The sequence below is a fragment of the Prevotella melaninogenica genome, from assembly GCF_018127925.1.
Taxonomy (GTDB): domain Bacteria; phylum Bacteroidota; class Bacteroidia; order Bacteroidales; family Bacteroidaceae; genus Prevotella; species Prevotella melaninogenica_C.
In genome coordinates this window covers 982,312-1,008,814 of the sequence record NZ_CP072348.1, presented here as the reverse complement: position 1 = coordinate 1,008,814, position 26,503 = coordinate 982,312, and the positions used below count along the sequence as shown (strand labels likewise).

General features: G+C 39.7%; 21 protein-coding genes and 1 tRNA gene. 15 read left to right on the top strand and 7 right to left on the bottom strand.

The annotated features are described in order from the left end of the window. Positions 1 to 228 precede the first annotated feature (228 nt). On the top strand, positions 229 to 513 hold the full coding sequence (locus J4861_RS09655; RefSeq protein ID WP_211816688.1) for a hypothetical protein: 285 nt from the start codon (positions 229 to 231) through the stop codon (positions 511 to 513). Between the two features lie 342 nt (positions 514 to 855). Here the strand turns inward: J4861_RS09655 and rplS are convergent, their stop codons facing one another. From rplS to J4861_RS09640, 3 genes are all read right to left on the bottom strand, one after another. Next, on the bottom strand, positions 856 to 1,218 hold the full coding sequence (rplS, locus tag J4861_RS09650) for a 50S ribosomal protein L19 (protein ID WP_013263992.1): 363 nt from the start codon (positions 1,216 to 1,218) through the stop codon (positions 856 to 858). A 133-nt stretch (positions 1,219 to 1,351) separates the two neighbouring features. After that, on the bottom strand, positions 1,352 to 2,086 hold the full coding sequence (locus J4861_RS09645; protein ID WP_004360414.1) for an acid phosphatase: 735 nt from the start codon (positions 2,084 to 2,086) through the stop codon (positions 1,352 to 1,354). Positions 2,087 to 3,229: 1,143 nt separating this feature from the next. Beyond that, a complete protein-coding gene (locus tag J4861_RS09640) occupies positions 3,230 to 5,365 on the bottom strand; it encodes a TonB-dependent receptor (RefSeq protein ID WP_211816687.1) in 2,136 nt (711 codons plus the stop codon). 314 nt (positions 5,366 to 5,679) lie between these two features. On the opposite strand from J4861_RS09640, the gene J4861_RS09635 reads away from it, so the two are divergent. Next, on the top strand, positions 5,680 to 6,444 hold the full coding sequence (locus J4861_RS09635; RefSeq protein ID WP_013263849.1) for a 5'-nucleotidase C-terminal domain-containing protein: 765 nt from the start codon (positions 5,680 to 5,682) through the stop codon (positions 6,442 to 6,444). A gap of 20 nt (positions 6,445 to 6,464) precedes the next feature. Then, on the top strand, positions 6,465 to 7,304 hold the full coding sequence (locus J4861_RS09630; protein WP_211816686.1) for a bifunctional metallophosphatase/5'-nucleotidase: 840 nt from the start codon (positions 6,465 to 6,467) through the stop codon (positions 7,302 to 7,304). Positions 7,305 to 8,008: 704 nt separating this feature from the next. Here J4861_RS09630 and J4861_RS09625 read toward each other — a convergent pair. The 3 genes from J4861_RS09625 to porT all read right to left on the bottom strand — a co-directional run bounded on the left by J4861_RS09625 (position 8,009) and on the right by porT (position 10,624). After that, the gene (locus tag J4861_RS09625) at positions 8,009 to 8,341 is read right to left on the bottom strand and encodes a hypothetical protein (protein WP_211816685.1); all 333 of its coding nucleotides are present in this window, start codon (positions 8,339 to 8,341) and stop codon (positions 8,009 to 8,011) included. Positions 8,342 to 8,512: 171 nt separating this feature from the next. After that, positions 8,513 to 9,676, bottom strand: a complete 1,164-nt coding sequence (locus J4861_RS09620) for an ATP-binding protein (RefSeq protein ID WP_211816684.1) — start codon at positions 9,674 to 9,676, stop codon at positions 8,513 to 8,515. A 201-nt stretch (positions 9,677 to 9,877) separates the two neighbouring features. Continuing rightward, positions 9,878 to 10,624, bottom strand: a complete 747-nt coding sequence (porT, locus tag J4861_RS09615) for a type IX secretion/gliding motility protein PorT/SprT (protein WP_211816683.1) — start codon at positions 10,622 to 10,624, stop codon at positions 9,878 to 9,880. Between the two features lie 355 nt (positions 10,625 to 10,979). Between porT and J4861_RS09610 the strand changes: the two genes are divergently transcribed. Next, on the top strand, positions 10,980 to 11,147 hold the full coding sequence (locus J4861_RS09610) for a DUF362 domain-containing protein (protein ID WP_004360420.1): 168 nt from the start codon (positions 10,980 to 10,982) through the stop codon (positions 11,145 to 11,147). Positions 11,148 to 11,607: 460 nt separating this feature from the next. On the opposite strand, the gene J4861_RS09605 is transcribed toward J4861_RS09610, so the two are convergent. Continuing rightward, positions 11,608 to 11,681: transfer RNA gene (locus tag J4861_RS09605), tRNA-Met, on the bottom strand. Positions 11,682 to 12,130: 449 nt separating this feature from the next. On the opposite strand from J4861_RS09605, the gene J4861_RS09600 reads away from it, so the two are divergent. The 11 genes from J4861_RS09600 (at position 12,131) to J4861_RS09550 (ending at position 26,502) form a co-directional block, all read left to right on the top strand. Continuing rightward, entirely contained in the window at positions 12,131 to 12,523 is a 393-nt protein-coding gene (locus J4861_RS09600) for an START-like domain-containing protein (RefSeq protein ID WP_211793388.1), read from the top strand. Positions 12,524 to 12,945: 422 nt separating this feature from the next. Beyond that, a complete protein-coding gene (locus J4861_RS09595) occupies positions 12,946 to 14,868 on the top strand; it encodes an LptF/LptG family permease (RefSeq protein WP_211816682.1) in 1,923 nt (640 codons plus the stop codon). Positions 14,869 to 14,894: 26 nt separating this feature from the next. Next, the gene (locus J4861_RS09590) at positions 14,895 to 16,100 is read left to right on the top strand and encodes a bifunctional 3,4-dihydroxy-2-butanone-4-phosphate synthase/GTP cyclohydrolase II (RefSeq protein ID WP_211805440.1); all 1,206 of its coding nucleotides are present in this window, start codon (positions 14,895 to 14,897) and stop codon (positions 16,098 to 16,100) included. A 524-nt stretch (positions 16,101 to 16,624) separates the two neighbouring features. Then, positions 16,625 to 17,818, top strand: a complete 1,194-nt coding sequence (locus J4861_RS09585) for a pyridoxal phosphate-dependent aminotransferase (protein WP_211816681.1) — start codon at positions 16,625 to 16,627, stop codon at positions 17,816 to 17,818. Positions 17,819 to 18,046: 228 nt separating this feature from the next. Continuing rightward, a complete protein-coding gene (locus tag J4861_RS09580) occupies positions 18,047 to 18,886 on the top strand; it encodes a MotA/TolQ/ExbB proton channel family protein (protein WP_211793383.1) in 840 nt (279 codons plus the stop codon). Between the two features lie 30 nt (positions 18,887 to 18,916). Beyond that, positions 18,917 to 19,567 (top strand): ExbD/TolR family protein, encoded by a 651-nt coding sequence (locus J4861_RS09575; protein WP_004360426.1) that lies wholly within the window; start codon positions 18,917 to 18,919, stop codon positions 19,565 to 19,567. 12 nt (positions 19,568 to 19,579) lie between these two features. Further along, positions 19,580 to 20,266 carry an ExbD/TolR family protein gene (locus tag J4861_RS09570; RefSeq protein ID WP_211805443.1) on the top strand — a complete coding sequence of 229 codons (687 nt, stop codon included), beginning with the start codon at positions 19,580 to 19,582 and terminating at the stop codon, positions 20,264 to 20,266. 33 nt (positions 20,267 to 20,299) lie between these two features. Beyond that, complete coding sequence (locus tag J4861_RS09565; protein WP_036886364.1) at positions 20,300 to 21,181, top strand: energy transducer TonB; 882 nt, start codon at positions 20,300 to 20,302, stop codon at positions 21,179 to 21,181. 13 nt (positions 21,182 to 21,194) lie between these two features. Further along, positions 21,195 to 22,160 carry a PstS family phosphate ABC transporter substrate-binding protein gene (locus tag J4861_RS09560; RefSeq protein ID WP_211793381.1) on the top strand — a complete coding sequence of 322 codons (966 nt, stop codon included), beginning with the start codon at positions 21,195 to 21,197 and terminating at the stop codon, positions 22,158 to 22,160. A gap of 196 nt (positions 22,161 to 22,356) precedes the next feature. Beyond that, the gene (locus J4861_RS09555; RefSeq protein WP_211816680.1) at positions 22,357 to 23,772 is read left to right on the top strand and encodes a tetratricopeptide repeat protein; all 1,416 of its coding nucleotides are present in this window, start codon (positions 22,357 to 22,359) and stop codon (positions 23,770 to 23,772) included. Positions 23,773 to 25,233: 1,461 nt separating this feature from the next. Further along, complete coding sequence (locus tag J4861_RS09550; RefSeq protein WP_211816679.1) at positions 25,234 to 26,502, top strand: MFS transporter; 1,269 nt, start codon at positions 25,234 to 25,236, stop codon at positions 26,500 to 26,502. The last annotated feature ends 1 nt before the right edge of the window (position 26,503 follow it).

Here is a 26,503-nt window from a genome sequence, read left to right as displayed (position 1 = left end):
TACCCTGAATAATGTTTATTTGATTATGGTTTTGCTTATCCATAACTGATACATTATTTTCTATTTCAAAGCGATTTTATATAGCGTAGTACGTAATTTATATTTACACTCCTTGTTTACAAGTTTAATTAACATATTTAACTTTAAGAAAAGTCGTTGAATATTACTTAATTACTTATTCTTTTATTACTTTTGTATCACGTTAGTATATATAGTGAAGAATGAGAAATGAAAAAGAAGCTTAGAACCATTATCGAGGAGCTTGGTCAAAAGGCAAATATCCGCAGAGAACTGGCTTCTGACTTAGAAAGATTGTCCAGTAGGTTAGCACTTTATCACATCCACTTGGAATCGTCATCTTTGAATAAGTTGATAGGTTATTTCAAGGGGAAGGAAAAACCTTCTAAAAAGACTTTAGACAGGCTGGCTCTCTTTGCTGGTTTCCAAAATTGGAAAGACTTAAATGCGGCTTTGCATGGGGAAAATGATGCAAAGTTGAATTACGAAGATTAATTGCTCTGTAGAGAGAGTGAGTAGGGGAGGATTCTCTGAAAGTTTATCTCTGAAGGATTGTAGGGACATATGATGTGTTTATCTGTAAGTGATACCTATCACAAGATAAGCAAAGCGTATGTCCCTACATTATTTATATGTGTTTTTACGGTGAGAAGTTTTTATCTTTACACTCAAAAAACTGATAAGAAGGCATTTTAGATTACATAATATGATAACTCTTTCTCTCCTTCTTTCGTTAGCTTTATCAATAATGAATGTCCAAGAATGCTTATTAATAGGTAAATAAAAAAGTCCGAAACCAATAGTTTCGGACTTTTATTTTCTTGGATTTCCAAGGGCTTACTTCTCTGCAACAACAGTTCTCTTCTCCTTGATGCGTGCAGCCTTACCTGTGAGTTCACGGAGGTAGTAGAGTTTCGCACGACGAACCTTACCGCGCTTGTTCACCTCGATAGAATCGATGTTTGGTGACTCGATTGGGAAGATACGCTCAACACCGATGGTGCCTGACATCTTACGAACTGTGAAACGCTTCTTCTCACCATGACCAGAAATCTTGATAACTACGCCACGGTAGAGCTGAATACGATGCTTGTTACCCTCGACGATTTTGTAAGCGACAGTGATAGTGTCACCAGCCTTGAACTCTGGGAACTGCTTGCCGGTTGCAAATGCTTCTTCAGCAACTTTAATTAAATCCATTTTTCTATTAATTAAATATTGTTTGTCGTTCCAACGTAACGTAATCCATGACTCTTCCACGATCAGCGGTTACGCCGAAAAGCGGTGCAAAGTTACTACTTTTCAATGAAATAACAAAGTAATTGTTAGCTTTTTAATGCTTATTTGTTGCAAGCACCTTGGCTATTTCTTTCTTAGCCTTTGCCATTTGCTTTTGGAAAGCATCAGATGATTGTACGGCAGCAAAGCCTACACTTGCACAAAGACGGCCTGCATCGACATCGCTCTGATAGTGATAGCCACAGATTACTCGGCTCTGACCATACTCGTAAGCGTGCTTCATAATCTCGTTACCACGTGATGGATTCAGCTCTGTGAGTGTCAATCCGAAGATCCAACCACGACAGGTATGACCTGAAGGATAAGAGCCGTTGTTAATCAACTCTGCCTCAAACTGAGGTTGAAGTGTATGCTCATGGAACTGTGCAAACGGACGTTTACGCATATATTTAGCTTTAGCACGGTCGACAGCATGGTTGCCATCAATACCTATCATGCACATGAGTTTGTAGGTCTCTGGTGTCTTTTCTGGTGTGATAAGCAAACCAAAAGAAGGAGCAAAGCCTACGAGAACAGAATCAACATCGAAGTTGGCGTCGAACTTTGCTTGTGCAGCACGTTCTTTGTCTTCTCTCATCTTTCGACCCCACCAATACTGACGGAAGTCATAATCAAATTGATAAGATGCTGTGTCAGGTGGAGCTGGGAGGTAGATACCTGCATCTGGCATAGCTGCTTCTGGTATGAACGATTGTTTTTTGTAATCCTGCGCATTGACAGTCATGCCGACGAACAGCATAACCATGCTAACGAACAAACTCTTTTTCATAATAATAAATGTTTTGTTGAATTGATTGATATGTGTTGCAAAAGTAAGTAATTATGCGTTTCTGTCAAAGGTTTAATGGCTTTTTAATAGTTGCATTCTGCGTTTGTGGTCTTTTAATAGGGTTGCAACTATTGTCTTTCTGAGGTGTAGAGGGCTGATAGTGTGTCTCTCATGTAGTAATGAAGGCTTATCTATACGTTGGTAGTAGATAAGGTGTGAAGCGATAAACCAGGCTTTTGAGAAGTCAGAGAATGGTTCTTCCGTTAAATGTGTGGACACTTTTCGTATTGCGTTAACGGAAGAATCGAAGTTACTCATTAAACAAAGGTATAGCTAAAATAGTCAACAATCTGTCCTATTCTCATACTCTGACACTAAAAACCATTTCATTTAAGACTTTGAAAATCTGTAGATAAGAGTTTGAAAAATCATTACATAATTTCGGGTAAAACATTTATAAAGGACGGCAAAAACACATATAAGAGGCAGGTTTGCAACCAACAGGAAATCAATTAGTTATAAAGTTGCAAAGTAAAAGGTGCTTAATTGGACTTCAAAAGGGCGTTAGTTGCCCTCAAAAGGGCACCTTTTGCAAGGCAATTGGGCGTCTTTAAGAAGCCAAAAGAGCATGTATTCAAAATTATGATGTGAAAAATTATGACAGAATAATAAGTTATTAGCCAAATTAGCCCAATTGGACCAAATAGCCTAATTAGGCTAATAGGAATAAGTTGTCTGTAGAAGATAAGATAGACATCGTACCTAATTACAATTGTTATGTAGTTTATCCCCCGTTCTAAAACCATCTAATTGGAGGTAATTATACCGGTGTTGGGTGATGGTTGTTGGGTGTTGAGTCTTTATAAAACAATCTTATTGGATGAAAGCATACCATGTATGTGGATTAATCTCATTCTACTAACAATCTACACTTTTAACGGAAGGACTAAAAGGAAAGCAGGGAAGCGGTAGAATACTTGTTCTATTCCGTCTTCCCTGCTTATAGTTTATGATATACTATGGGCTGCTTCTGTTTTTAGAAGGGTATCTTATATAATCATAAGAGGTAAACTTTATCTAACTTTACTTTGTTATATAATGTCCTTTTAGTACCTGAGAATAAGTATATCGAGTGTTTGAACATTAATACTTGAACACTGCTGTGAGTGTTATCTTGCGTCCATCAGCATGTGCATACTCTGCATTACGTGCCATCATCATAGATGCTGGTGTGTAATAAGTGTAGTTCAATAAGTTGGATACAGCCAAACTTAAGTCACAAACCTTCATCTTTACGCCTGCAGTAAGGTTTAGTAAGTTGATACGATTTACGATACCTTCACCCTCCTTATATACTCCTGATGCATTAGGAGTAAATCTGTCACGTTTACCGGTGTGCATGTATTGCAGTTGGAGATAGGTGTTCTTGACTGGAGCATAGTTGACATACATTGCCAACTTAGCAGCTGGAATGGAAATGTTCGACATGTATGTGTCCCAATCACCAGTAGCTGATTTGAGCTTACCTTCGAACCATGAGAAGTTAGCACCAGCCTTTAAGTTACGGAGAATTTGTGCATCTGCACTCAACTCAACACCATACACCTTCTGTGGAGTACGGTTGACTACCCAGAAACCATTCTCTATCTTGAGGTCACTTCCAAGCTTAGAATAGGTGTAGAAAACAGATCCATTCAACTGCAACCAATGGTTAATATCAGAGTAAACACCCACCTCGTAGTTGTTTGTTTTTACAGGTTCTGTTGATATCTTAGAGAGAACATCCGCCTTAGCAGCGCGTAGGGTACGACCTAAATCAAAGATTGAGAAGCCCTGAGAGTAGGCTACGAAGGGTTGAAAAGCAGGATATTTGTTATAAGAAACACCCACATTAAAAGACATATTATTATACTTTAGCTTTCCACCCTTGACCTGAACCTGTGGGTCGGAGAGCTTATTACGCAATACATCATAGTCTGGTACGTTCACATTAATGAAGTCATAACGTCCTCCAAGTTTGACGTTAAGGTGCTGCCAGAGCGTAGTCTTCATTTGAACAAAGGGCGCATGGTTGTTACTTGTCAGCCATGGCATCCAGTATCTACCATCTACCAAAGGTTGTGATGTCTTGTTGTAGAGATAGTCATAACCATAAGCTAAATGTGCAAAAGCATTCTCAGAGAATATAAGTCGAGTATTAAACTGGGTGCGGAAACCAAACTTACGATCCTTAACAGCCGACTGTCCGCTTGTTTCTTCCCATCTTGGCTGTGCTGGGTTAGCCTTACGGAAGTCGAAGATAGTATATATCCCTGAACCATAAACAGATGCTTCTAAGTCGGTATGTTTGAAGATATCCTTTGAAGTAAACTTGAGGTAAGCATTGTGATTGTATCTTGTTCCCTCATCAACTGCCTGTGGATCCTTATTACCAATGATACCAATAGAAGGACTCTGGAGGTATTTTCCACCGAAAGGAATCAATTTCGTGTCTTGCAAACTACGATAAAAATTATACATTAATTCGATTCTGTTCTTTGGAGATAGGGAATAACCGAGGTTAACAAGTACGTTTGTTGTATAGGTATCACCGAGTCCGTAGCGTGGAGAGATAAACTTTCCATCACCATCAATAGCACTGCCTGTACGTCCAAAAGCCCCATTTACGAGATAATCAAACTGACCCACACGACCATAAACTTGCTGGTTGATGCGATAACCTTGCCCTTTTCCGTGACGGAAGAAGTTGTAAGTTGAACCCGAGAGAGTCGTCTCTCCAGCTACAGCCTTGCTGGTGGTATTCTTCTTAGTTATGATGTTTATCAATCCTCCGATAGCACCATTACCATAGAGAGCGGTAGATCCTTTTACCACTTCTATATGGTCAATAGCAGCGATATCTATGGTTCGGATATCGCGGTCTGTTGAACGTAAAGGAGTTGATTGAGGTATACCATCAATCAAGATGAGTGCACTTCTTCCACGAAGTGATTGTGCACGCGAGCTTGTAGTATTACTTGATAGAGCCATACCAGGCGTGAGCATGCCCAAGAGATGGGTGATATCGGGAGCCGATTTGCTCATTTCTGCTATTTGCTTTTGGTCAATAATAGTAACTGTAGCAGCCGCATTCTGCTTTATTTCAGGCATACGTGTGGTGCTGATTGTTACTTCTTCGAGATGTTGTGTGGAGTCTTTAATCTCTTCTGATTGTGCATTACAAGGTGTTGTTGCCATTGCAAGCATTGCGAGAGATAGATAAATTGTTTCTTTCTTCATATAAATACAATCCTATGAGTGTTAATAAACGTCTGCAAAAGTATTTATATTCTATAGAACGTGCAATACCTAAAATGAGGTATATGTAGTTCTATGCGCTTTATTTTGAACGTATTTTTCTATGTGGCAATATATCTTTAGTCTTGTGACAAGCATTTGATTCGTTTTTTTTTCTTACTTTTGCATTATCTTTTTGAATATTATCGACTTCCGATGTTACCTAAGCAGTAGGGTGGGTGACGTTGGAAGTTAACCAAAGTAGGGCTATTTCCTACTCTGATAAATATTTATGAGAACTATAAAAGTCATTATATATGTATAAAAAAACGGTTTATCTGTCTGGATTAACAGCATTACTGGCGTTGACGGGCTGTGCTTCTCATTATGAGTTAGCTGGCATTCAGCGTACACGTGTGCTGGTTGATAATCGATATGATGCTACTCCTGATGCTGGGGCAGCAAAGTTTATGGAACCATTTAAGCACAAGGTTGATTCGGTGATGGGACCTGTTGTGGGCGAGGTTGACCACGACATGGTGGCACACCGCCCAGAGAGCGATCTCTCTAATCTGTTGGCAGACATCATGGTGTGGGCTGCACGCGATTATAATGAGAAGGTTGACTTTGGTGTTTATAATATGGGTGGTATCCGTGCAGCCCTTTCTAAGGGTAAGATTACCTTTGGTGACGTGTTGGATATTGCACCTTTCGAGAACAAAATTTGCTTCGTAACACTTTCTGGTGAGAAACTTTTAGAGCTGTTCTCACAGATGGCTCATACTGGTGGTGAGGCTGTTAGCCATGGTGTAGAACTTGTTTTCACACGCGACCATAAGCTAAAGTCAGCACGTTTGCATGGTAAGGAGATTGATCCAAAGGCAAGTTATCGTATTGCTACGCTTGATTACTTGGCACAGGGAAATGATAAGATGGAGGCGTTTAAGTCTGCAACAAGTGTTGTTTCACCACAAGAAAGCAGTAACAACACACGTTTCATCATTATGAATTATTTCAAGGAGCAGACAGCTCAAGGTAAGGTAGTTAATGCTCACACAGAAGGACGTATCCGCGTGGAATAATCTTTTAACGACACATAAATATGAAAAGAAATATATTATTGATTACTTTCTGCTTCCTAACTGTTCTCGCTTTCGGTCAGGATAAGCAGTTAACAATTCTGCATACCAACGATGCGCATAGTCAGATCTATCCGCTTAACACAAATCTTGCAGACACGATGAAGGCTGGGCGAGGCGGTTTCGTGCGCCGTGTGGCTATGATTAAAGAAGAGAGAAAGAAGCAACCTGACTTGCTACTCTTTGATAGTGGCGACTTCTCACAAGGCTCACCTTATTACACAATGTTCAAGGGTGATGTTGAAGTGGGACTGATGAATCAGATGCACTATGACGCTGCTACGATTGGTAACCATGAGTTCGACTTTGGTATGGACAATATGATTCGCCTCTTTAAGATGGCTAAGTTCCCTATTGTATGTGCTAATTACGATTTCACTGGTACGCCACTTCAGGGTTTGGTGAAGCCTTATGTTATCTTGAAACGTAATGGTTTAAAGATAGGTGTCTTCGGTCTTGCTCCTAAGTTGGATGGTTTGGTAGTGAAAGCTAACTATGGTCCAATTGTTTATAACGACCCTGTCGCTTGTGCACAGAAGGTTATCAACGAATTAAAGGCAAAGAAGTGCGACCTTATTATCTGTATCTCTCACCTTGGTTGGAACATAGAAGGGGTCAGTGATGAGGAGGTTATTGCTGGAACTCGTGGTCTTGACCTTGTATTGGGTGGTCACTCACATACCTATCTTACAAAGTTAGAGTACGTGAAAGACCTTGACGGCAAGATGGTTGGCGACGATCAGAATGGTAAGCATGCTATTTATGTAGGTAAGTTGGTGCTTGATATGAAGAAGAAAAAATAAGTCTTTCAATCGATAAGACCTATATATAAATAATGTGGGCTGTATCAGTATGATTGTCAATAGCAATCTTATTGATGCAGCCCACAGTCTTTTATACTTTCTAAAACGTTATTGAAAGTTTATTATTAAGCGAATACGTAGCTAAAACTGTCCACTGTCTATTCTATTATCACCTTTCGACACAGAAAAAACCTTCTTTTAATATATTGAAAATTACGTAAACAAGGATTTGAAAAACCCTTACATAATTTCGAATAAAACATCTATAAATAAGGGCAAAAACACGTACAAAGTGCAAGTTTGCAACCAACAGGAAATCAGTTAGTTATAAAATAGTATAGGAAAAGGTGCTTAATAGGACTTCAAAAGGGCGTTAGTAAGCCCTCAAAAGGGCACCTCTTGCAAGTCAATTAGGCGTCTTTAAGACGCCAAAAGAGCATATATTGGTTTTGAGTTGTATGAAAATAGTTTACAAATAGCGTCTGGTAAGGGAATAAGTTGTTTGTTGAAGCAGCTATCGTATCTATTTGCATTTTGTTTTATGCATGGTATTAATTAGATGTAATCAATTTCGTTTATTTATGAAAATCCAACCCCAATAGTAACTGTTACGATTATTCAGCTACTATTGGACGTTGGTTATGATGTAAAAAGCTATAGTCTAATAGCGTTCTCGTATTATGAAAGGTGTTTGTGAACCGCCTTTATCTTATGTAAACCTTACCAGATTTCTTGTCACTTTTTGCCTTCTTCATCTCATCTTGATGCTTTTGGATGATAGGCTTCAGATACTTCTTTGATTTTGTTGTAATCAGAATTACACCGCCAGTACGTGGATAAAACAACTTGTTGAAGTCACTGTTTTTGATAACATTCATACTAATGATATCTTTTTGGTCAAGGTTATCGATGTTCTGTACCTCAACTCCATCTACAAGAAACACTGGTATGTTCAGACTATCTTGCTTTTCTTTAGTCTGTGCGCTGATGTTTATACTTGCAACGAGTGCACAAAGAAGGATAATAAACTTTCTCATAACTACTTTTGTTTACGATTAGTAATGCACCAAAGATACTGTTTTCTTTATATTTTGAAACTAAGTCCTCGTTTTTTTAACATCTTTTATTATCTACCTGTTTGGCATAGAGAAAAGAAGAGGAGAGCCTCTGTAACAGAGAAATAGTACCTTGTCTTGAATAATAAAGACTCAGAGAATGGAAGAAATATGGCGATAGTTGATAAGGTTGATGTTGCCACTCGTGTTCTCAAAGTCGCCAGAGTAGACTATAGCCTTCTTACTTATGGGGGTCTTTATCCAGCCTTCAATCTGCGTGAGTGCCTTCTCAAAAGATGAACTATAAGTCATAGAAGACTTCACTTCAATGGCTGTTAGTTCCCCTTCCTGCTTGATTAAGAGGTCAACTTCATTCTGATTAGAGTCGCGATAGAAGAATAGTCCACCCTCTAATCCCATGTTATAGCGATACTTGATGGCCTCCATAACAATCATATTCTCAAAGATAGCACCACGCATCTTATCCCTGTCTAACTGTTGAGGACTCTCGATGTCGAGTAGATAACAGGCCAGTCCTGGGTCGTTGAAATAGAGTTTAGGGCTCTTCACCAGCCTTTTTGGAATGTTCTCATAGTAGGGTGGGAGGAGCGTTATGAGGTAAGAAGCCTGCAAGACAGAAAGCCAGTGGCTGATAGTCTTGGAACTTACGCCTACCTCTGCACCTAATTCAGAAGCGTTGAAGAGTGAGCCTATTCGTGCTGCACACAGTTTCAAGAACTTTGTGAAGCGTATTTGGTCTTTTATCTGTAGGAGATCTCTTACGTCTTTCTCCAAGTATGTCCTAACATAAGAGGGGTAAAAGAACTTAGCAATATTCTTCTTTGCACAGATAGAAGGGTAGAGCCCGTTGTAAAGGATTTGATTTAGATTGTCTAAATCAACCTTTCCTGTAACCTCCTGTATGGACATTGGCAACAGTTCGAACACTCCTGCACGACCAGCAAGAGATTCTGATAAGTTCTTCATTACCTCGAAATTCGAACTTCCTGACAATGCGAAATGTCTCTTGGGATTGTTATCTACAATGCCTTGTATGTAGTCTAATAGTTGAGGACACCTTTGTATCTCGTCAATAAACATTCCTTCATCTGTCTGATTAAGGAAGGCTATGGGATCATTCTTTGCGTAATCAAGAATGTTGAGATCCTTTAGACTGTATTTCTCGTAGAGTGGGAATAATTGAGTTAACAATGTACTCTTGCCTGATTGACGTGGTCCAGAGACAGCTATCACGGAGAAGTATTTTGATGCCTCAAGTATCGTTTCCTCTATTTTGCGATGTATATAATCGGTCATAAGTTTATGTAAATTTGAAGTTCAATTTCAAAATTACATAAAAAAGGGCATATGTACAAGTGAAAAGTGTGTTTTTAATAAAAAATTTATGCAATTTTGGAGTTGTACTTCAATATTGCATAGATTCTATAAGTGTTCTGGTAAGTCTTCTTCTAATATTGGTCTTCGATGTAATATCTGCTGATTTGGCGAACAATTGGCTTATTCGAAATAGAAAGTGAGCGCTATCATCTTTGTGCGTGTTTCGTTGACAGAGTTGGTGTACATGAGCATATTCTTGTCTTGGAGGTTCTTTGCATGACTCTTGTCAAGACTGTTTGTAAGGCTGTACATGAACTTCAATTCTGGGCGTAGCTTGAAATAAGGGAGATAGAAATCACAACCGAGTCCCACTTCTACGAAGACATCGCTACGTTTGAGCTTGATATAATCATTGTCTTTACCTGAGAGGTTGAGCATAGGATTCAGTCCTAACATCACGTAAGGGCGATGATTGTTAAAGCGTGGAGCAGCCGCAATGAGATCGAAAGCGCAAGAAATGTATGCTGTTTTGAGCTCTTGCACCTGCTCTGTAGGCTCTCCTTGTGCGTTAAGGTCTGTGATATTACGGAAAGTCAGATGTCGAGTGCCAAAGTACATCGCTGGAGCCATGCGCAACTGAAAGGTAGAGTTGAGGCGTAACTCACCCAATACACCCACTGTAAATCCAGCGTCCCAACGGTCTTGATCGGCTGAAACAATCTTCTGAACTACTCCGTTGCCATCATCAAGGTCGACCATCTGTGGTCCAACATTATTAAGTTCAAGGTCTTGCAGATGTGTACCAACGAGCACTCCGAAATGAAAATCACGCAGATCCGTATAGGGGCGGTTCTGCACTCTTCGTTCCTGTGCGTGGATTGTAAGCACAGAAGCCAATAGGGTGAAGGCTACTAATATTCTTTTCATAATTAATCTTCAAACGTATTTCTCATGGTTTTATTGTCTATATTAATAAAGTTCTCATCCAACTTTTCTGCCTTCTCATCCTTTTTAGGTAGGGAGTGGAAAGGATGTGTTGGTTAAAAAGAGGTTAATCTGTTGTCTATAATTGTTTCAAAAAGTTATGTAATCGCCTGTTTGTTAATAAGTTAGGTTGAAAATGATTTCATGTTTTTTTATTTTTATGCCGTCTAAATATTTGAAATTTTTATCAATATGTTTAGGTATTCAAGAAATTATTTCTACCTTTGCATCATCAAATTTAGGTATTGAGCCTATTTGTAATACAAGAACATTATTAACATTATAAATTATTTATATTATGGCTTACGTAATTGGTAATGATTGTATCGCTTGTGGTACATGTATCGACGAATGTCCAGTAGAGGCTATCTCTGAGGGTGATATCTACAAAATTGATGCAGACGCTTGTACTGAGTGTGGTACTTGTGCATCAGTTTGTCCAAGTGAGGCTATCAGCCTTCCATAAGGTTTTATAACCTGTTACTGATTAAATTCACAAGGCGAGTCGAAAGGCTCGCCTTGTAAGTTTTATGATAGTTTGTAATGGGAATTATTGGTAGGGACTATATGAACGCTATGAATTGTTGCTACTTCCTGATAAGTTTTCGTGGGGCAGTAGATAATTAGTGTGGATACTCATTTAGTTTGTGGAGCTACTTGGGCAATTGTTGAAATTCAATTTGCTGTCACTGCTGTCATTTGTTGTATGTGCTTAACTTGTTAGTTTATAGAAGAATAAACGAAGTGTTAAAAGTGACAGGAAATTGAAACAAAAATATTCTTGTAAGATATGTGTATGTACGATGAAGTTAAGAATAGCTTTATAATAAAATCTTTCCTGTCTGCTTAAGCTCATATTGAGGCGAGCACTGGGTTGTATAGAAAATAAAAAAGGTTGGTAATCATAATGATTATCAACCTTTTTGTAGCGGGACGGGGCTACGATCCCCGGACCTCCGGATTATGAATCCGACGCTCTAACCAACTGAGCTATCCCGCCGTCCATGTAACTTTCGTTCTTGAAAGCGGGTGCAAAGGTATGAAGAAAATATCATACTCGCAAATATTAAGTCGTTTTTTTAACGGATATTCGATAAAAAGTTTTATATTTGCACCTGATAAAAGGAATAAACGACTATATAACATGTTGTTATTTTGTGTGATAACTGCATTTTTTGCTTATGATATTACTGACGAATTTATCTGTTAGTTTGTTGGTAAGGCAATAAAATGGGGGCTTTATTCGTTAAAGATATGTCCTTCTGTATGGCGCATGAAAAGAGAATTGTAGTTCTAATATGATGTAGACCATGTTGTTTCTAATGATTATTTGTACAACTGCTAAAAACTGACTTGTATGAAGAATGTCTTTTAATAGAATGTTTTGAAGCGTTGATAGTAGAAAAAAGAGAGTTGTAAAAAGAATAATATTAAACGTAATAATTGAAGATGAGTAAGAAAATAGAACTGGAATACGAATTGAAAACACGGTCGGGCAGTGCTGTGTGGGCACTGATTAGCACACCAATTGGTTTGATGAAATGGTTGGCAGATGAAGTAACGATTGATGAAGATGTGGCAACCTTTATTTGGGGTGACCCGCTACGTGAACACGATACACATACAGCAACAGTTGTCGAAATGGTGAAGAACAATTATATACGTTTTCATTGGGACTCGTCTGAGAGTGATTCTTATTGGGAAATGAAGATGTTTCATAGCGAGATTGCTGGCAATTATCATCTGTTGGTTACTGACTTCGCTGATGATGATGATGTGGAAGGGTTGGAACAACTTTGGAATCAGAATATAGACCGCCTACATCGTATAACAGGGATGTAATCTTTTATAAATATATTGTAATCGGAATAGGGTATATGACACGGCGTTGATGTAGGCGTTCATATACTCTATTCTGTTGTTTAGAGGGATTGTAAGAGAGGAATGATATTCTTTGTTTACTCTGTATATTGTACAGATAGAGAAGGAAAGAGCTTTTTCTGTGTTACTTCTTTTGAAGGTATTGCACTTTATGAAGATGATGTATAAACAGAAGAGTAAAGGGTAGAGGAGGGTAGATGTTATAAAAGGAAAGACGCTGGTAAAAGAATAAAAATACTAAAAAAGACCATTACTCTGATATTTTTATGTAATTTTGCAAAAGGTAAGTCGCACTTTACAGATTAAAAGCAAGATTTCTTTGCTTTTATCCGTAATAGCTTCGCACATAAAATAAGGGAGGATAAGAATCTCGTTATTATATCATGTTTCAAATCAAGAAGTTAGATATATTCATTGCCAAGCAGTTTGGTATGCTTTTCATGGGAACATTCTTCATCAGCTTGTTTGTGTTGATGATGCAGTTCTTGTGGAGATATGTTGATGACTTGATTGGAAAAGGATTGTCAATGGACGTTCTTGGACAATTCTTTTGGTATATGAGCTTGATGATGGTGCCACAGGCACTTCCTTTGGCAATTCTTCTTTCATCGCTTATTTCTTATGGTAACCTTGGCGAAAGTTCAGAGTTGACAGCGATAAAAGCAGCTGGTATCTCTTTGATTCAGTCGTTTAGAGGATTGATTGTTGTTAGTATTTTTATTGGTTTTGGTTCTTTCTACTTCCAAAATAACGTAGGACCAATAGCACATAAACATATAGCCCAACTGCTTATCTCTATGAAGCAGAAGAGTCCTGAGTTGGAAATCCCAGAAGGAATCTTCTATGATGGTATTCCACAAACCAACCTCTATGTAGAGAAGAAAGACTTAAAGACAGGTCACCTATATAATATTATGGTGTACCGAATGACGGATAGCTACGAAGATCAGGCTATAATCCTTGCAGACTCAGGTATGTTGCAGTCTACAGCGGATAAGAAACACCTTGTATTGAACCTATGGAGTGGCGAGTGGTTTGAGAATATGCGCTCACAAGAAATGGGAAATAGTGCCAGTGTTCCTTATCGGCGAGAGACATTTGCACACAAGCATATTGTTCTTGATTTCGATGGTGACTTCAATCTTACGGATATGGCTGGTATCTCTAATGATGCCCGTACGAAGAGTATTCAGAAGATACAGCACGACAAGGACTCCTTAGTGCATGTTTATGATAGTGTGGGTAATGCTTTTTATAAGGATGCGCAGACTGTTTATTATCGAGATCCTAACCTTAAAGCTTCTGAGAAGAAACAGGCTATTAAGTTGTCGGGAGAAAAGGCATTTAACGTAGACTCGGTATTTAAAAAGCTTCCTGCAGACCAGCGTCGTTATGTTATTGACCAAGCGTTGTCTACCGTTCAGCAAGAAGTTAGCGACCTTGACTTTAAGAGTATGATAACCAGCGATGGTGATAGGCTAATTCGTCTACATGATATTGAGACGATTAACAAGTTCACCTTGTCGTTGATATGTATTATCTTCTTCTTTATCGGAGCTCCACTTGGTGCGATTATCCGTAAGGGAGGATTGGGTATTCCTATCATTATCAGCGTTATTGTGTTCATTATTTTTTATATCCTCGATAATACTGGTTATCGAATGTCACGTCAGGGAGACTGGGCGATATGGTTTGGTAAAGGATTGTCTATGGCTGTTCTTATCCCAATGGCAGTCTTCTTCACCTATAAGGCAAACAATGATTCAACAGTGTTCAATGCTGATATGTATAAGAACATGTTAATGAAGATGTTTGGAATGCGTGTGAAACGTAGTGTGGCCAGCAAGGAGGTTATCTTAAATGACCCTGATTATAGCAAGGCAGTAGAACAACTCAATGATCTGAACGTAAGAATTACGGAGTATGCTAAGACACGCAGGTTGAAGTCTGCGCCTAATATTATAAAGGTGTTCTTCCGCTATCATACAGATCATGTCATTGAGAAGATTAATGATGAACTTGAAAATGTCATAGAAGACTTAGGTAATACGCGTAATAAAGTCATCATGGCAGAATTAAATAAATACCCAATATTAGCAGTAAAGGCACATACAAGACCATTCGATCATAAGTGGTCGAACATTCTTGCAGCAGTTATAGTGCCTGCTGGTATTTTCTTCTACTTCCGAATGTGGCGTTTCCGCTTACGTCTTTATCGCGACCTTCGTACTATTATTAGCTGTAATGATACGATTATCGCAGAGATACAACGTATAAAGGAAAAAGAAGAAGCAAGGGGCTATTGATAAAAACAATATAAATCAGTAACTATATGGAAGATTTTAAACTCGATAGCATCGAAGATGCGCTGAAAGACTTTCGGGAAGGAAAGTTCGTTATCGTAGTAGATGATGAAGACCGAGAGAATGAAGGCGACCTTATTATGGCTGCAGAAATGATTACGCCAGAGAAGGTTAACTTCATGTTGAAGAATGCACGAGGTGTGCTTTGTGTTCCTATAACAATATCACGTGCGGAGGAATTGGATTTGCCTCATCAGGTTTCTGATAACACATCAGTACTTGGAACTCCTTTCACCGTTACGGTTGATAAGTTGGAAGGCTGTTCAACAGGTGTGTCTACACACGACCGTGCTGAAACAATTAAGGCTTTGGCTGATCCTAATTCTACTCCTCAGACTTTCGGCCGTCCTGGACATGTCAATCCACTTTATGCTCAGGATAATGGTGTATTGCGTCGTTCGGGTCATACTGAAGCCGCTGTCGACCTCTGTAAGCTCGCAGGTTGTTTCCCAGCTGGTGTGTTAATGGAGATTATGAACGAAGATGGTACGATGGCTCGTATGCCTGATTTGCAGAAGCGTGCAAAGGAGTGGGGTATGAAGATTATCAGTATCAAGGATATTATCGCCTATCGCCTGAAGAAAGAATCAAGTATTGTTGTTGGTGAAAAGGTAAAACTTCCTACTGAATATGGTATGTTTCACTTGATTCCTTTCCGTCAAGCAAATGGTTTGGAAAACATGGCTCTTATCAAGGGTACATGGAAAGAGGATGAGCCAGTACTTGTGCGTGTACACTCATCATGTGCAACAGGTGATATTCTCGGTAGTCAGCGTTGTGATTGTGGTGAACAACTTCATAAGGCAATGGAGATGATTGAGAAAGAAGGCAAGGGTGTTATCATCTATATGCAGCAGGAAGGTCGTGGCATTGGTTTGATGAATAAGATTGCAGCCTATAAGTTGCAAGACCAAGGTCTTGATACGGTTGAGGCTAACCTTCATCTTGGTTTCCGGCCAGACGAACGCGATTATGGTTGTGGAGCACAGATGTTGCGTCATCTTGGTGTTCATAAGATGCGTTTAATAACAAACAATCCAACGAAGCGTGTAGGTCTTGAGGCTTACGGTTTAGAGATTGAGGAGAATGTACCTATTGAGATTACTCCAAATAAGTTTGACTATCGCTATCTGAAAACTAAGCGTGATCGTATGGGACACGACTTGCATCTATAAGCGTAAGAATAATAGGAAGGCTTTAAGATAAGTCTTATCACGAATCCCACTATAGAGAAATGACTTGTTTCTCTGTGGTGGGATTCTTAATTTGTAGGCTTAAAAGAATGCCATTGTTATATCCTTTTATATCATTGGATATCGTTTTTATTATTGGATATATACGTTAGTTGCAATTTGAAAATAGAAAAACATGGATGGTGCGAACGCTTAGCACGAGTTGTGCGGAGGCTTAGCACACATCGTGCGGACGGCATTCATTATACAAAAGAATGCATGAGAAGGGTTTGTTTTTAGTCTTTCGGGAATGTTTTTCGATAGGTATAAAGATGAAGGAATAGAATATTAGTTTGTATAGTTTTGTTTATAAAGAGTTCATTTGTTATATAATTGTTTAATTTAAACTGTCAAATCGGCAGTAAAAATGTTATATAGATAAAATAAAGAAAGAAAATTTGCGTTATCAAAATGAATTTGCGTACTTTTGTACTTGATATTATTTATAAAGAAAGATAAAGTTCGAAATGGCACAATTATCAGATCGTTTAAATCGATTGGCGCCTTCTGAGACATTAGCAATGTCGCAGAAGAGTAGTGAAATGAAAGCGCAGGGAATTGATGTTATCAACATGAGTGTGGGTGAACCAGACTTCATGACTCCTGATCATGTTAAGGAGGCGGGCAAAAAGGCCATTGATGATAACTTCTCTAAGTATTCTCCTGTTCCTGGTTATCCTGCTTTGAGAGAGGCTATCTCAAAGAAGCTGAAAGATGAAAACAATCTTGATTATGCTGCATCAGAGATTATTGTCGGTACTGGTGGTAAGCAAGGTGTTTGCAATGCTGTTTTGGCTTTGGTGAATCCAGGTGATGAGGTGATTATTCCTGCACCTTATTGGGTGAGCTATCCGCAGATGGTTAAACTCGCAGGTGGTGTTCCTGTTGTTGTTTCTGCAGGAATCGAGCAAGACTTTAAGATTACCGCAGAGCAGTTAGAGAAAGCTATTACACCAAAGACAAAGATGATAATTCTTTGCTCTCCAAGTAATCCTACTGGTAGTGTCTATACTGCAGAGGAGTTGGAGGCTTTGTCAAAGGTTGTCTTGGCGCATAAAGACGTGTTTGTTCTTTCAGATGAGATTTACGAACACATTAATTATATAGGCGGTCATTGCAGTATCTCATCTTGCCCTGGAATGAAAGAACGTACGATTCTTTGTAACGGCGTTAGTAAGGCTTATGCTATGACTGGCTGGAGAATTGGTTGGGTCGCAGCACCAGAGTGGATTGTAAAAGGTCTTAATAAGTTGCAAGGACAATATACGTCAGGTACATGTAGCGTAAGTCAGATGGCTGCTGTTGCGGCATATGTTGAGGATCAAGCTTGTGTAGCTGAGTATCGAGAGACATTCCGTCGTCGTCGTGATCTGATTGTTAGTTTGGCAAAAGAAATCCCTGAACTTGAGGTAAATGTGCCACAAGGTGCATTCTATCTCTTCCCTAAATGCTCCAGCTTCTTTGGAAAGACAGATGGCAAACATGTGATTAATAACTCATCCGACCTTGCTATGTATATTCTTGAAGAAGGATGTGTAGCAACAGTGGGTGGTGATGCTTTTGGTGCTCCAGACTGTTTTAGAATGAGTTATGCGACAAGTGATGAAAATATAAAGGAAGCTCTTCGTCGTATTAAAGAAGTACTTTCAAAACTTAAATAGGAATCGGAAATGCAGATAGTAATAAAGATGAGATAGAAACTGTACATTTATAACTGTTAAATGTTATTAATCGTAGCTGTAGTTTTCTTTTAATTACTATCTTTGCGGAGATAAGAAGCAGTGTTGAACTCCCTTTTATAATGGCGGTAAGATACAAATGCTTATAAATCAGAAAGATATTAACAAATTAATTCATTAATAACCTAAAAATTAAAATTTTATCAAATTATGGCAACTACACAACAAAAACCAGCCCCACAGAAAAAGGCTGAGGGCTTCACAGGAGTTAGAGGTGCATTCTGGATTATCGTCGTTTGCGCTGTCGTTGCGTTCACATTGTTCTACACATGGTTCGGTAATGAGATGCACTTCCAGGATGGAGCTGCACGTGAGAACCCAGCAGACGTTTGGGGTACCATCTTTAAGGGTGGCGTAGTCGTTCCTGTTATCCACACTCTCTTGTTGACAGTGCTCGCTATGTCTATCGAGCGTTGGATGGCTTTGAAGACTGCTTTCGGTAAGGGTGCCCTTCCAAAGTTCGTTGCAAACATCAAGAGTGCTCTTAACGCTAATGACCTTGCTAAGGCTAACCAGCTCTGCGATCAGCAGAAGGGTTCTGTAGCAAACGTTGTTAAGGCTTCTTTGAACGCTTACAAGGATATGGAGACTGGTGCTAATGCTAACCTTAAGAAGGCTCAGAAGGTAGCTAAGATTCAGCAGGCTCACGAGGAGGCTACTCAGCTCGAGATGCCAACTCTGACAATGAACCTCCCTATCATTGCTACTCTCGTAACACTTGGTACTCTTACTGGTCTTCTCGGTACTGTAACCGGTATGATCAAGTCGTTCTCTGCTCTTGCTGCAGGTGGTGGTGCTGACTCTGCTGCACTTTCTGCTGGTATTTCTGAGGCGTTGATCAACACCGCATTCGGTATTGCAACATCTTGGTGTGCGGTAGTTTCTTATGGTTACTACTCTAACAAGGTTGACAAGTTGACTTTCGCCCTCGACGAGGTTGGTTATTCTATCGCTCAGACATACGAAGTAAACCATACAGACGAGGCTTAATTTTTGCTAACCCTTTAATAATTTATCGCTATGGGTAAAGTAAAAGTTAAGAAGAATGACACTTTTATCGACATGACGCCTATGTCAGACGTTATGACCCTGTTGCTTACCTTCTTCATGCTGACATCAACGTTCGTTAAGAACGAGCCAGTGAAGGTAAATACTCCAGGTTCTGTGTCTGAAACTAAGGTGCCTGAGAATGGTGTCTTGACAATTCTTGTGAGTCCTGAAAAGGGACCTACAGGAAAGCCTACTGGCGAAGGCCAGGTTTTCTTGAGCTACGATAATACCAATGAGTTGGGACAGATCGTAGATAATATGGGCATTACATTGACTCCTGCACAGAAGAAAACTTTTGTTGCTGAGTCTACATTTGGTACTCCGCTCGATAAGTTAGCTGCTTATTTATCAAAGCCAGCTGCTGAGCGTGGTAAAGAACTCCCTAAAATGGGTATTCCTCTCGATAGTATCCAAGGACAGGAGATGACTGAGTTCCAACAGTGGGTTAACGCAGCCCGCCAGGTGAACCCTAAGGTTAGACTTGCTATCAAGTCTGATTCTGACTCTCCTTATGGTACCGTTAAGAAGGTAATGAGCGAACTCCAGGATATGGATGAGAGCCATTACTATATGATCACACAGTTGGACGCTAAAAAGGCTGCGCAGGCAGCTAATAAGTAAGGAGATCAAAGTATGGAAATGATGGATACAGGAAAAGAAGGCGGCAAGCAGAAGAAGATGACCGTCCGCGTAGACTTTACGCCGATGGTGGATATGCTTATGTTGCTGATTACCTTCTTCATGCTTTGTACTTCACTTAGCAAGCCTTCAACTATGGAGTTGACGATGCCAAGTAATGATAAAACTCAGAAGGACACTCAGAAGAATGAGGCCAAGGAGTCACACTCTATTACGATTTACATTGCTGACGGAGATAAAATCTTCTACGGTAACGGTAAACCAGAGTATGATAACGCTAATTGGTTGAAGCCAGCTGATTGGAGCAACACTCCAAGTGGTATTCGCTACGTTCTTCAGCATAAGCAGGTGGGTGACCCTTCAGCAGGTGATCCAGTCTCTATCCCATATCAGGATATGGACATCGCTGTGAAGGAACTCAATCGTAAGAAGCAGGCTAACCCAGCTTCTTATCCTGACAGCATTTATCAGGCTGAGTTGGCTGCGATCAAAACTGGTATGATTAATGGCAAGAAGGTTTCTACTATGACTGTTATTATCAAGCCAACTGATCAAGCTTCTTATCGTCATTTGGTAGACATCCTCGATGAAATGCAGATTTCATATATTGGAACTTACGTCATTGACAAGCTGACAGACCAAGACAAGGCTCTCTTAGCCAAGAAAGGTATAAAGGCTTAATCACTGAATAGTAACAATTAAAGAAAGAAAACAATGGCAAAAATAGATTTATGCGATCCTAAATGGGTCGACATGGTGTTCGCCGACAAGAACAAGGAGTACGGTGCATACAAGCTTCGTAAAACTGTTTCTCAGCGTAACATCAAGGCTTTAGCTATTCTGCTTTGTGCTGCATTCCTCGGTGGTGGTTACTTAGCTTATCAGATCAAGAAGCATAACGACGACTTGGCTGCACAAGCTGAATATGCAGCTAAGATGGAATTGGCTGCTCTTGAACAGGCTAAGAAGGAACAGGCTGAGCGTAAGAAACAGCAGAAGAAGGAAGAACCTAAGAAGATTGAACCTGAAAAGGTTGTTCCTGAAACGCGTGCAACTGTTAAGTTTACAGCCCCTGTCATCAAGGATGATAAGGATGTTAAGGAAGAGATGCCTCCAATGGTCAAGATGAATAAGGAGACCAAGGCAGTCGGTGTTGAGAACAAGGAAGGTACGGAAGATCGTACTGAAGTTGCTGCTCGTAGCACTGTTGCTACTCCTGAACAGATTGTACCAAAGATCGAGAAACCTGTTGTTGAGGCTCCAAAACCAGAGCCAAAGCAGGAGGTTGAGAACAAGGTCTTCACAGTGGCAGAGGTTATGCCTTCATTCCCTAACGTAAATGCTTGGTTGGCTTCTCATATCCAATATCCAGCAGTTGCAGCAGAGAATGGTGTGCAGGGACGCGTTATTGTTAAGTTCGTTGTAGGACGTGACGGTAGCGTTAGTCAGGCACAAATCGTTCGTGGTGTTGATCAGGCACTCGACCGTGAGGCACTTCGTGTTGTTAATAGCATGCCGAAGTGGTCTCCAGGTATGAACAATGGTCAGCCAGCAAACGTTTGGTTTACTCTCCCTATTACCTTCAAACTGCAGTAAAAGCAAATATTATATGAAAAGAACCAGATTCTACATAACAGTAGGATTGATGCTATCCCTCGGCTTTCTTCTGTCTGCTTGCGGACAGAAGAAAGCTAAGGACGGCAGAACAGATACACCGACGTCAGGGACGATTAAGTTCGCCTCTGACGAAAGTTTTAGTCCTATTATAGAGGAACTGTTACAGAATTATCAGTTCCGCTATCCAGAAACTCACTTGTTGCCAATCTATACAGATGACAACAAAGGTATGCAACTGCTCCTCGACCAGAAAGTTAATCTTTTCTTTACTTCTCATGCATTGACGAAGGGAGAAGATGCTATGTTACGAGGGAAAGGTCCTATCCCAGCGGTATTCCCGATAGGATATGATGGAATTGCTTTCATCGTGAACAATACGAATGCAGATTCATGTATTACGGTTACCGATGTTAAGAAGATTCTCAGCGGTCAGATTGCAAAATGGAACCAGCTGAACCCTAAGAATGATAAGGGTAATATTGAAGTTGTCTTTGACAACAAAGCTTCAGCTACGTTACATTATGTGGTCGACTCCATTTTAGGTGGAAAGAACATTAAGAGTGCGAACATTGTTGCAGCAAGTAACAGTAAGTCAGTTATTGACTATGTTCATAAAACTCCGAATGCTATAGGTGTTATCGGGTCAAATTGGTTGAATGACCATCGTGACTCAACAAACACCACATTTAAGAAAGATATTAGAGTGGTTGGTCTTTCAAAGACTACCGTTGCACAGCCAGAGAATAGTTGGCAACCTTACCAGGCTTATCTGTTGGATGGCAGATATCCTTTCGTAAGAACTATCTACGCTGTTGTGGCTGACCCTCATAAAGCATTGCCTTGGGCATTTGCAAACTTCGTAACCAATCCAATTGGTCAGAAGATCATTTTTAAGGCTGGTCTCTTGCCTTATCGTGGTGAAATCAACATTCGTGAAGTTGAAGTTAAGACCCAGTAGCCAGTAAAGCATAGAGTGTTATTTATTGGCAAACGATAATCAGTTATGATTAATTAAATGTGGTCGTTATAACATTAAAGAAGATTTATTTAGCTTATCAACATTAGTTACTACTCTCACAGAATTAAACTAAATGGCGTGATAGGCGTCTTAATGAATAAAGTTCACTTGAATTAAAATTTAAAGAGAAAGAATTATGAAGACAAAGAAATATTTAATAGCTGGAGCCTTGATGTTGGCAATGTCAACTCCAGCAATGGCACAGGATGTTGATTACGCAGTAGCTCTTAAGCCTATTGTTGCCGCTATTGAAGCTGCGCCAAATGATCCAAAGGCAGCAAAGGATCTTATTAAGGAGTATCAGAAGAACTTTAAGAAGAGTGAAGAGGCTATTGTTGCCTTGGGAAATGTATATCTCTTGCAGCGTAATTATGATGCAGCAACAGAGATTGCAAACAATGTTATCAATAATAAGAAATACAAGGGAAGTTTAGCCTATGTTCTTTTGGGTGACATTGCGGCTCTTAAGGATTCTATCGGTAATGCTGGTGCAGCTGCAACACAGTATCAGAATGCGATTACTGTAGACCCACAGAACGTAACAGCTTACGAACGTTATGCTAAGGTTTTCCGTCATGTAAACTCAAAGGTTGCTGTTCAGAAACTTGAAGAACTTCGTAAGGTTAAGCCAGACTATCCAGTAGAGGCAACTGCAGCTGAAATCATGCTTGGCGATGGTAAGTACAAGGAGGCATTAGAGTGGTATGCTAAGGCTAATCCAGCTAATATGTCAGAGGACAACTTCTATAACTACGGTTTTGCTGCTTACATCACAAAAGACTATCAGAGAGCTTTGGATGTTGTAAAGCAGGGCTTGCAGAAGTTCCCTAACAGTGAGTATTTGAGCCGTATTGCTATGATGGCATCAGTTGAGTTGAAGGATTATGCTTCTGCTATCAACTATGGTAAGGTAGTGTTTGCTGGTTCTGGTAAGAAGGTTGCTAACGACTACGATGTATATGCAAAGGCACTTTGTGGTGCTCAGCAGTATGACGAAGCAATCAGCACTGTTAACAAGGCACTTGAGGCTGATAAGAACAATGTTGAGCCTTTGAAGACTTTGGCTGCTATCTATGCTGCACAGGGTAATGATGACAAGGCACTTGAGGTTCAGCAGGAGTATCTTTCTAAGAGTAAGAAGGCTACTAACAATGACTGGGCAACACTTGCTAACACATATGTTACAAAGGCAGAGGGCTTGACAGACCGTGCTGCTAAGAACGCTGTTCTTGCAAAGGCATTTGATGTTTATGAGCAGATGGTTTCTAAGTTCCCAACAATCTCTGATTGGGTATGGTTGAACCAAGCTAACGTAGCTCAGTTGATGAACGATCCTGATAAGGTAGCTGAAATCTATCAGAAGGTGGCTGCTTACGAAGAGGCTAAGCCAACGCTCGATGAGGATAGCAAGAGCTACTTGGAGAATGTTTACTATGGTCTCGGTTACTATTACTCAAAGAAGGGTAACAAGCCACTTGCAGACGAGTACTTCAATAAGGTGCTGAAGATTAATCCTAACAATGACGGTGCTAAGAAGGCTTTAGGTATGTAATTATTTGAAACAATCATTAGATATAAGGGCGATGGTCGTAATGATCATCGCCCTTTCTTTTGATTCCTTTATTAAATGTTTGGATACTTACCTTATAGTTTTGGGTCTTCAGGATTTTAGAGCGATAAGTTTTCCGCTTGTGTTTATAGTTGGAAGCAATGTCACACGGAGACACGGAGAGGACGGAGGATTATTAAAACAAAGCAATGGAAGTCACGGAGGCACCGTCGGTGCATAGAGCTACGGAGCTTGTTTGCTAATTCTATTAACAATTTATACACAAAGAGTTTATCCCAAAAGAGTTATCAAGCATCTGTACGCTATATCTCTATCGCTCTTTGTGCCGTCGGCACCTCCGTGACATAGCGTTACCTCCGTCCCCTCCGTGACTCCGTGTGCCTATTATATAAGACTTTTAGTTTATCACTCCATATTTCGGAAGAACCAAATTTTAACGTAAGAACCTTAGTGTTTCAAAAAAAATAACAGGACTATCAGCTACCAATTTTATTCTTCGACATAGAATTCCCTTTCATATTTATACTTAGTGAGTTCCGCTAATAATGGTTTGAAAAATAATGACAATAATTCGGATAAAATATCTATAAATCGAGGTAGAGATACGTACAAAAAGCAAGTCTGCAACAAACAGTGAATCAGTTGGTTACAAAATCGTTTACGAATAGGTGCTTAATAGGACTTCAAAAGGGTGTTAGTAAGGGTCTTAAAGGGCACCTTTTGCGAGCTAATTAAGCGTCTTTAAGAAGCCAAAAGGGCATATATAGATTTAGGGTTGTGTGAAAATAGTTTACAAAAGTTGACTTTTATAAGAATAAGCTGTTTGTATAAGATGGAACGATATACTACTTAGATAGCTGAAGTTTCAATTTATTTTCTTGTGGATGTTCCAACTCTTAGAGGGCTTGTAACTATGAATTTATAGAAAAGAGGAAGCATATCACTTTGAGTTGTAGGTAGACCTTCGACAGTGTCATGCTTCCTTATCGTGTTACTCTATGATTCTCCATATCCAATAGAGAGGGTAGAGTGTATTAGAGTCATTCCGTGTTTATGATTTATGTCAAACTACTCAGTATGTAAAATGGAGTAAATGTTAGTGTAATAAATCATAATCCCTGTTCACAAAGATAAGCTAAAAATTTCAATCATGCTTTCAAGAAAAGCGAAAATCATTAGTCTTTAATATATAAATTATCTTTTAATTCTTATTCGTGAGCGCTATCCCTCCTTTTTCTCGTTAATTTTATGTATCTTTGTCATCGTTTGAAAAGACACAATACTAAGTTTGCAGTGGTGTTCGAATAGTCTGCTTGAACCTATTTATCTTTTTTGGTTACATGATTGATGCATCTCTCATTGGTTTTGTTGATAGTAGGCTGTGGAAAAAGGACACTTTGCATACAATGATGATAATAACAGAACTCAAAAGCGTAACAAGCATTGAAAACAGAAAGACAGATAAGCCCATGGGCATGGATACCCTCACTTTATTTTGCTGAGGGATTACCTTATATTGCAGTAACAGTACTGTCCCTGCAGGTCTATATGCAGATGGGCTTGTCAGATGCTGAGGTGACCTTTTATACTTCATGGCTTTACCTCCCTTGGGTTATCAAACCTCTGTGGAGTCCATTTCTTGATTTGATTAAGACAAAGCGTTGGTGGATTATCGTTATGCAAATGCTTGTTGGTGCAGCCTTTGCAGGTGTTGCCTTTACGGTCAATACTTCGTTATGGCTTCAGGGGACAATCTGTTTCTTTTGGCTGCTGGCATTTAGTAGTGCGACACATGATGTAGTTGCTGATGGTTTTTATATGATGGGACTTAACCAGCATGATCAGGCATTTTTCGTGGGTATTCGTTCTACTTTTTATCGTATTTCAATGGTTGTCGGTAAGGGCGGTCTGATTGCGCTTGCTGGTTTTTTACATAAGAAGTTTGATATACAATGGACATGGTCGCTTGTCTTCTACGGTCTGATGGCTCTTTTTATGGGACTTGCCCTCTATCATCGCTTTATTCTTCCACGTCCGTCTGAGGACTTAGAGAGGGCACAGGTGTCTGCCAGTCATTTACTTCGCAGTTTTGGAGAGACTTTTCTTTCCTTCTTTAAAAAGGAGCAGGCTTTGACAACAATCTGTTTCCTACTTCTCTTTCGCTTGCCAGAAGCTTTGATAATCCCTATTTCTCAACTCTTTCTGCAAGCATCGAAGACTAAAGGAGGATTGGCACTTTCTGAGATAGAGTATGGTACAGTGAATGGCGTTGTGGGCGTGGCAGGTCTCCTGATAGGCGGTGTCATTGGAGGAATGATGATTAGTCGTGATGGTTTAAAACGCTGGATATGGCCGATGACGGCAGCTATCACGTTGCCTAACTTAGCTTATGTCTATTTAGCCTATATGCTTCCCGATAACGTGATAGCTATTAGCATAGCCGTATTTATCGAGAATTTCGGTTATGGTTTTGGTTTCAGTGCCTATATGCTCTTTATGATTTATTTCAGTCGGGGCGAACATAAGACCAGTCATTATGCGCTTTGTACGGGCTTTATGGCGTTGTCAATGATGATTCCAGGTTTGTTTGCGGGTGCGCTGGCACAGGCAGTGGGTTATCGTTGGTTCTTTGTTATCGTAATGATTGTCTGCATCTTCCCTTTCTTGGTAGCTCATCAGCTACGTATTGATGAGGATTTTGGGAAGAAGTAGC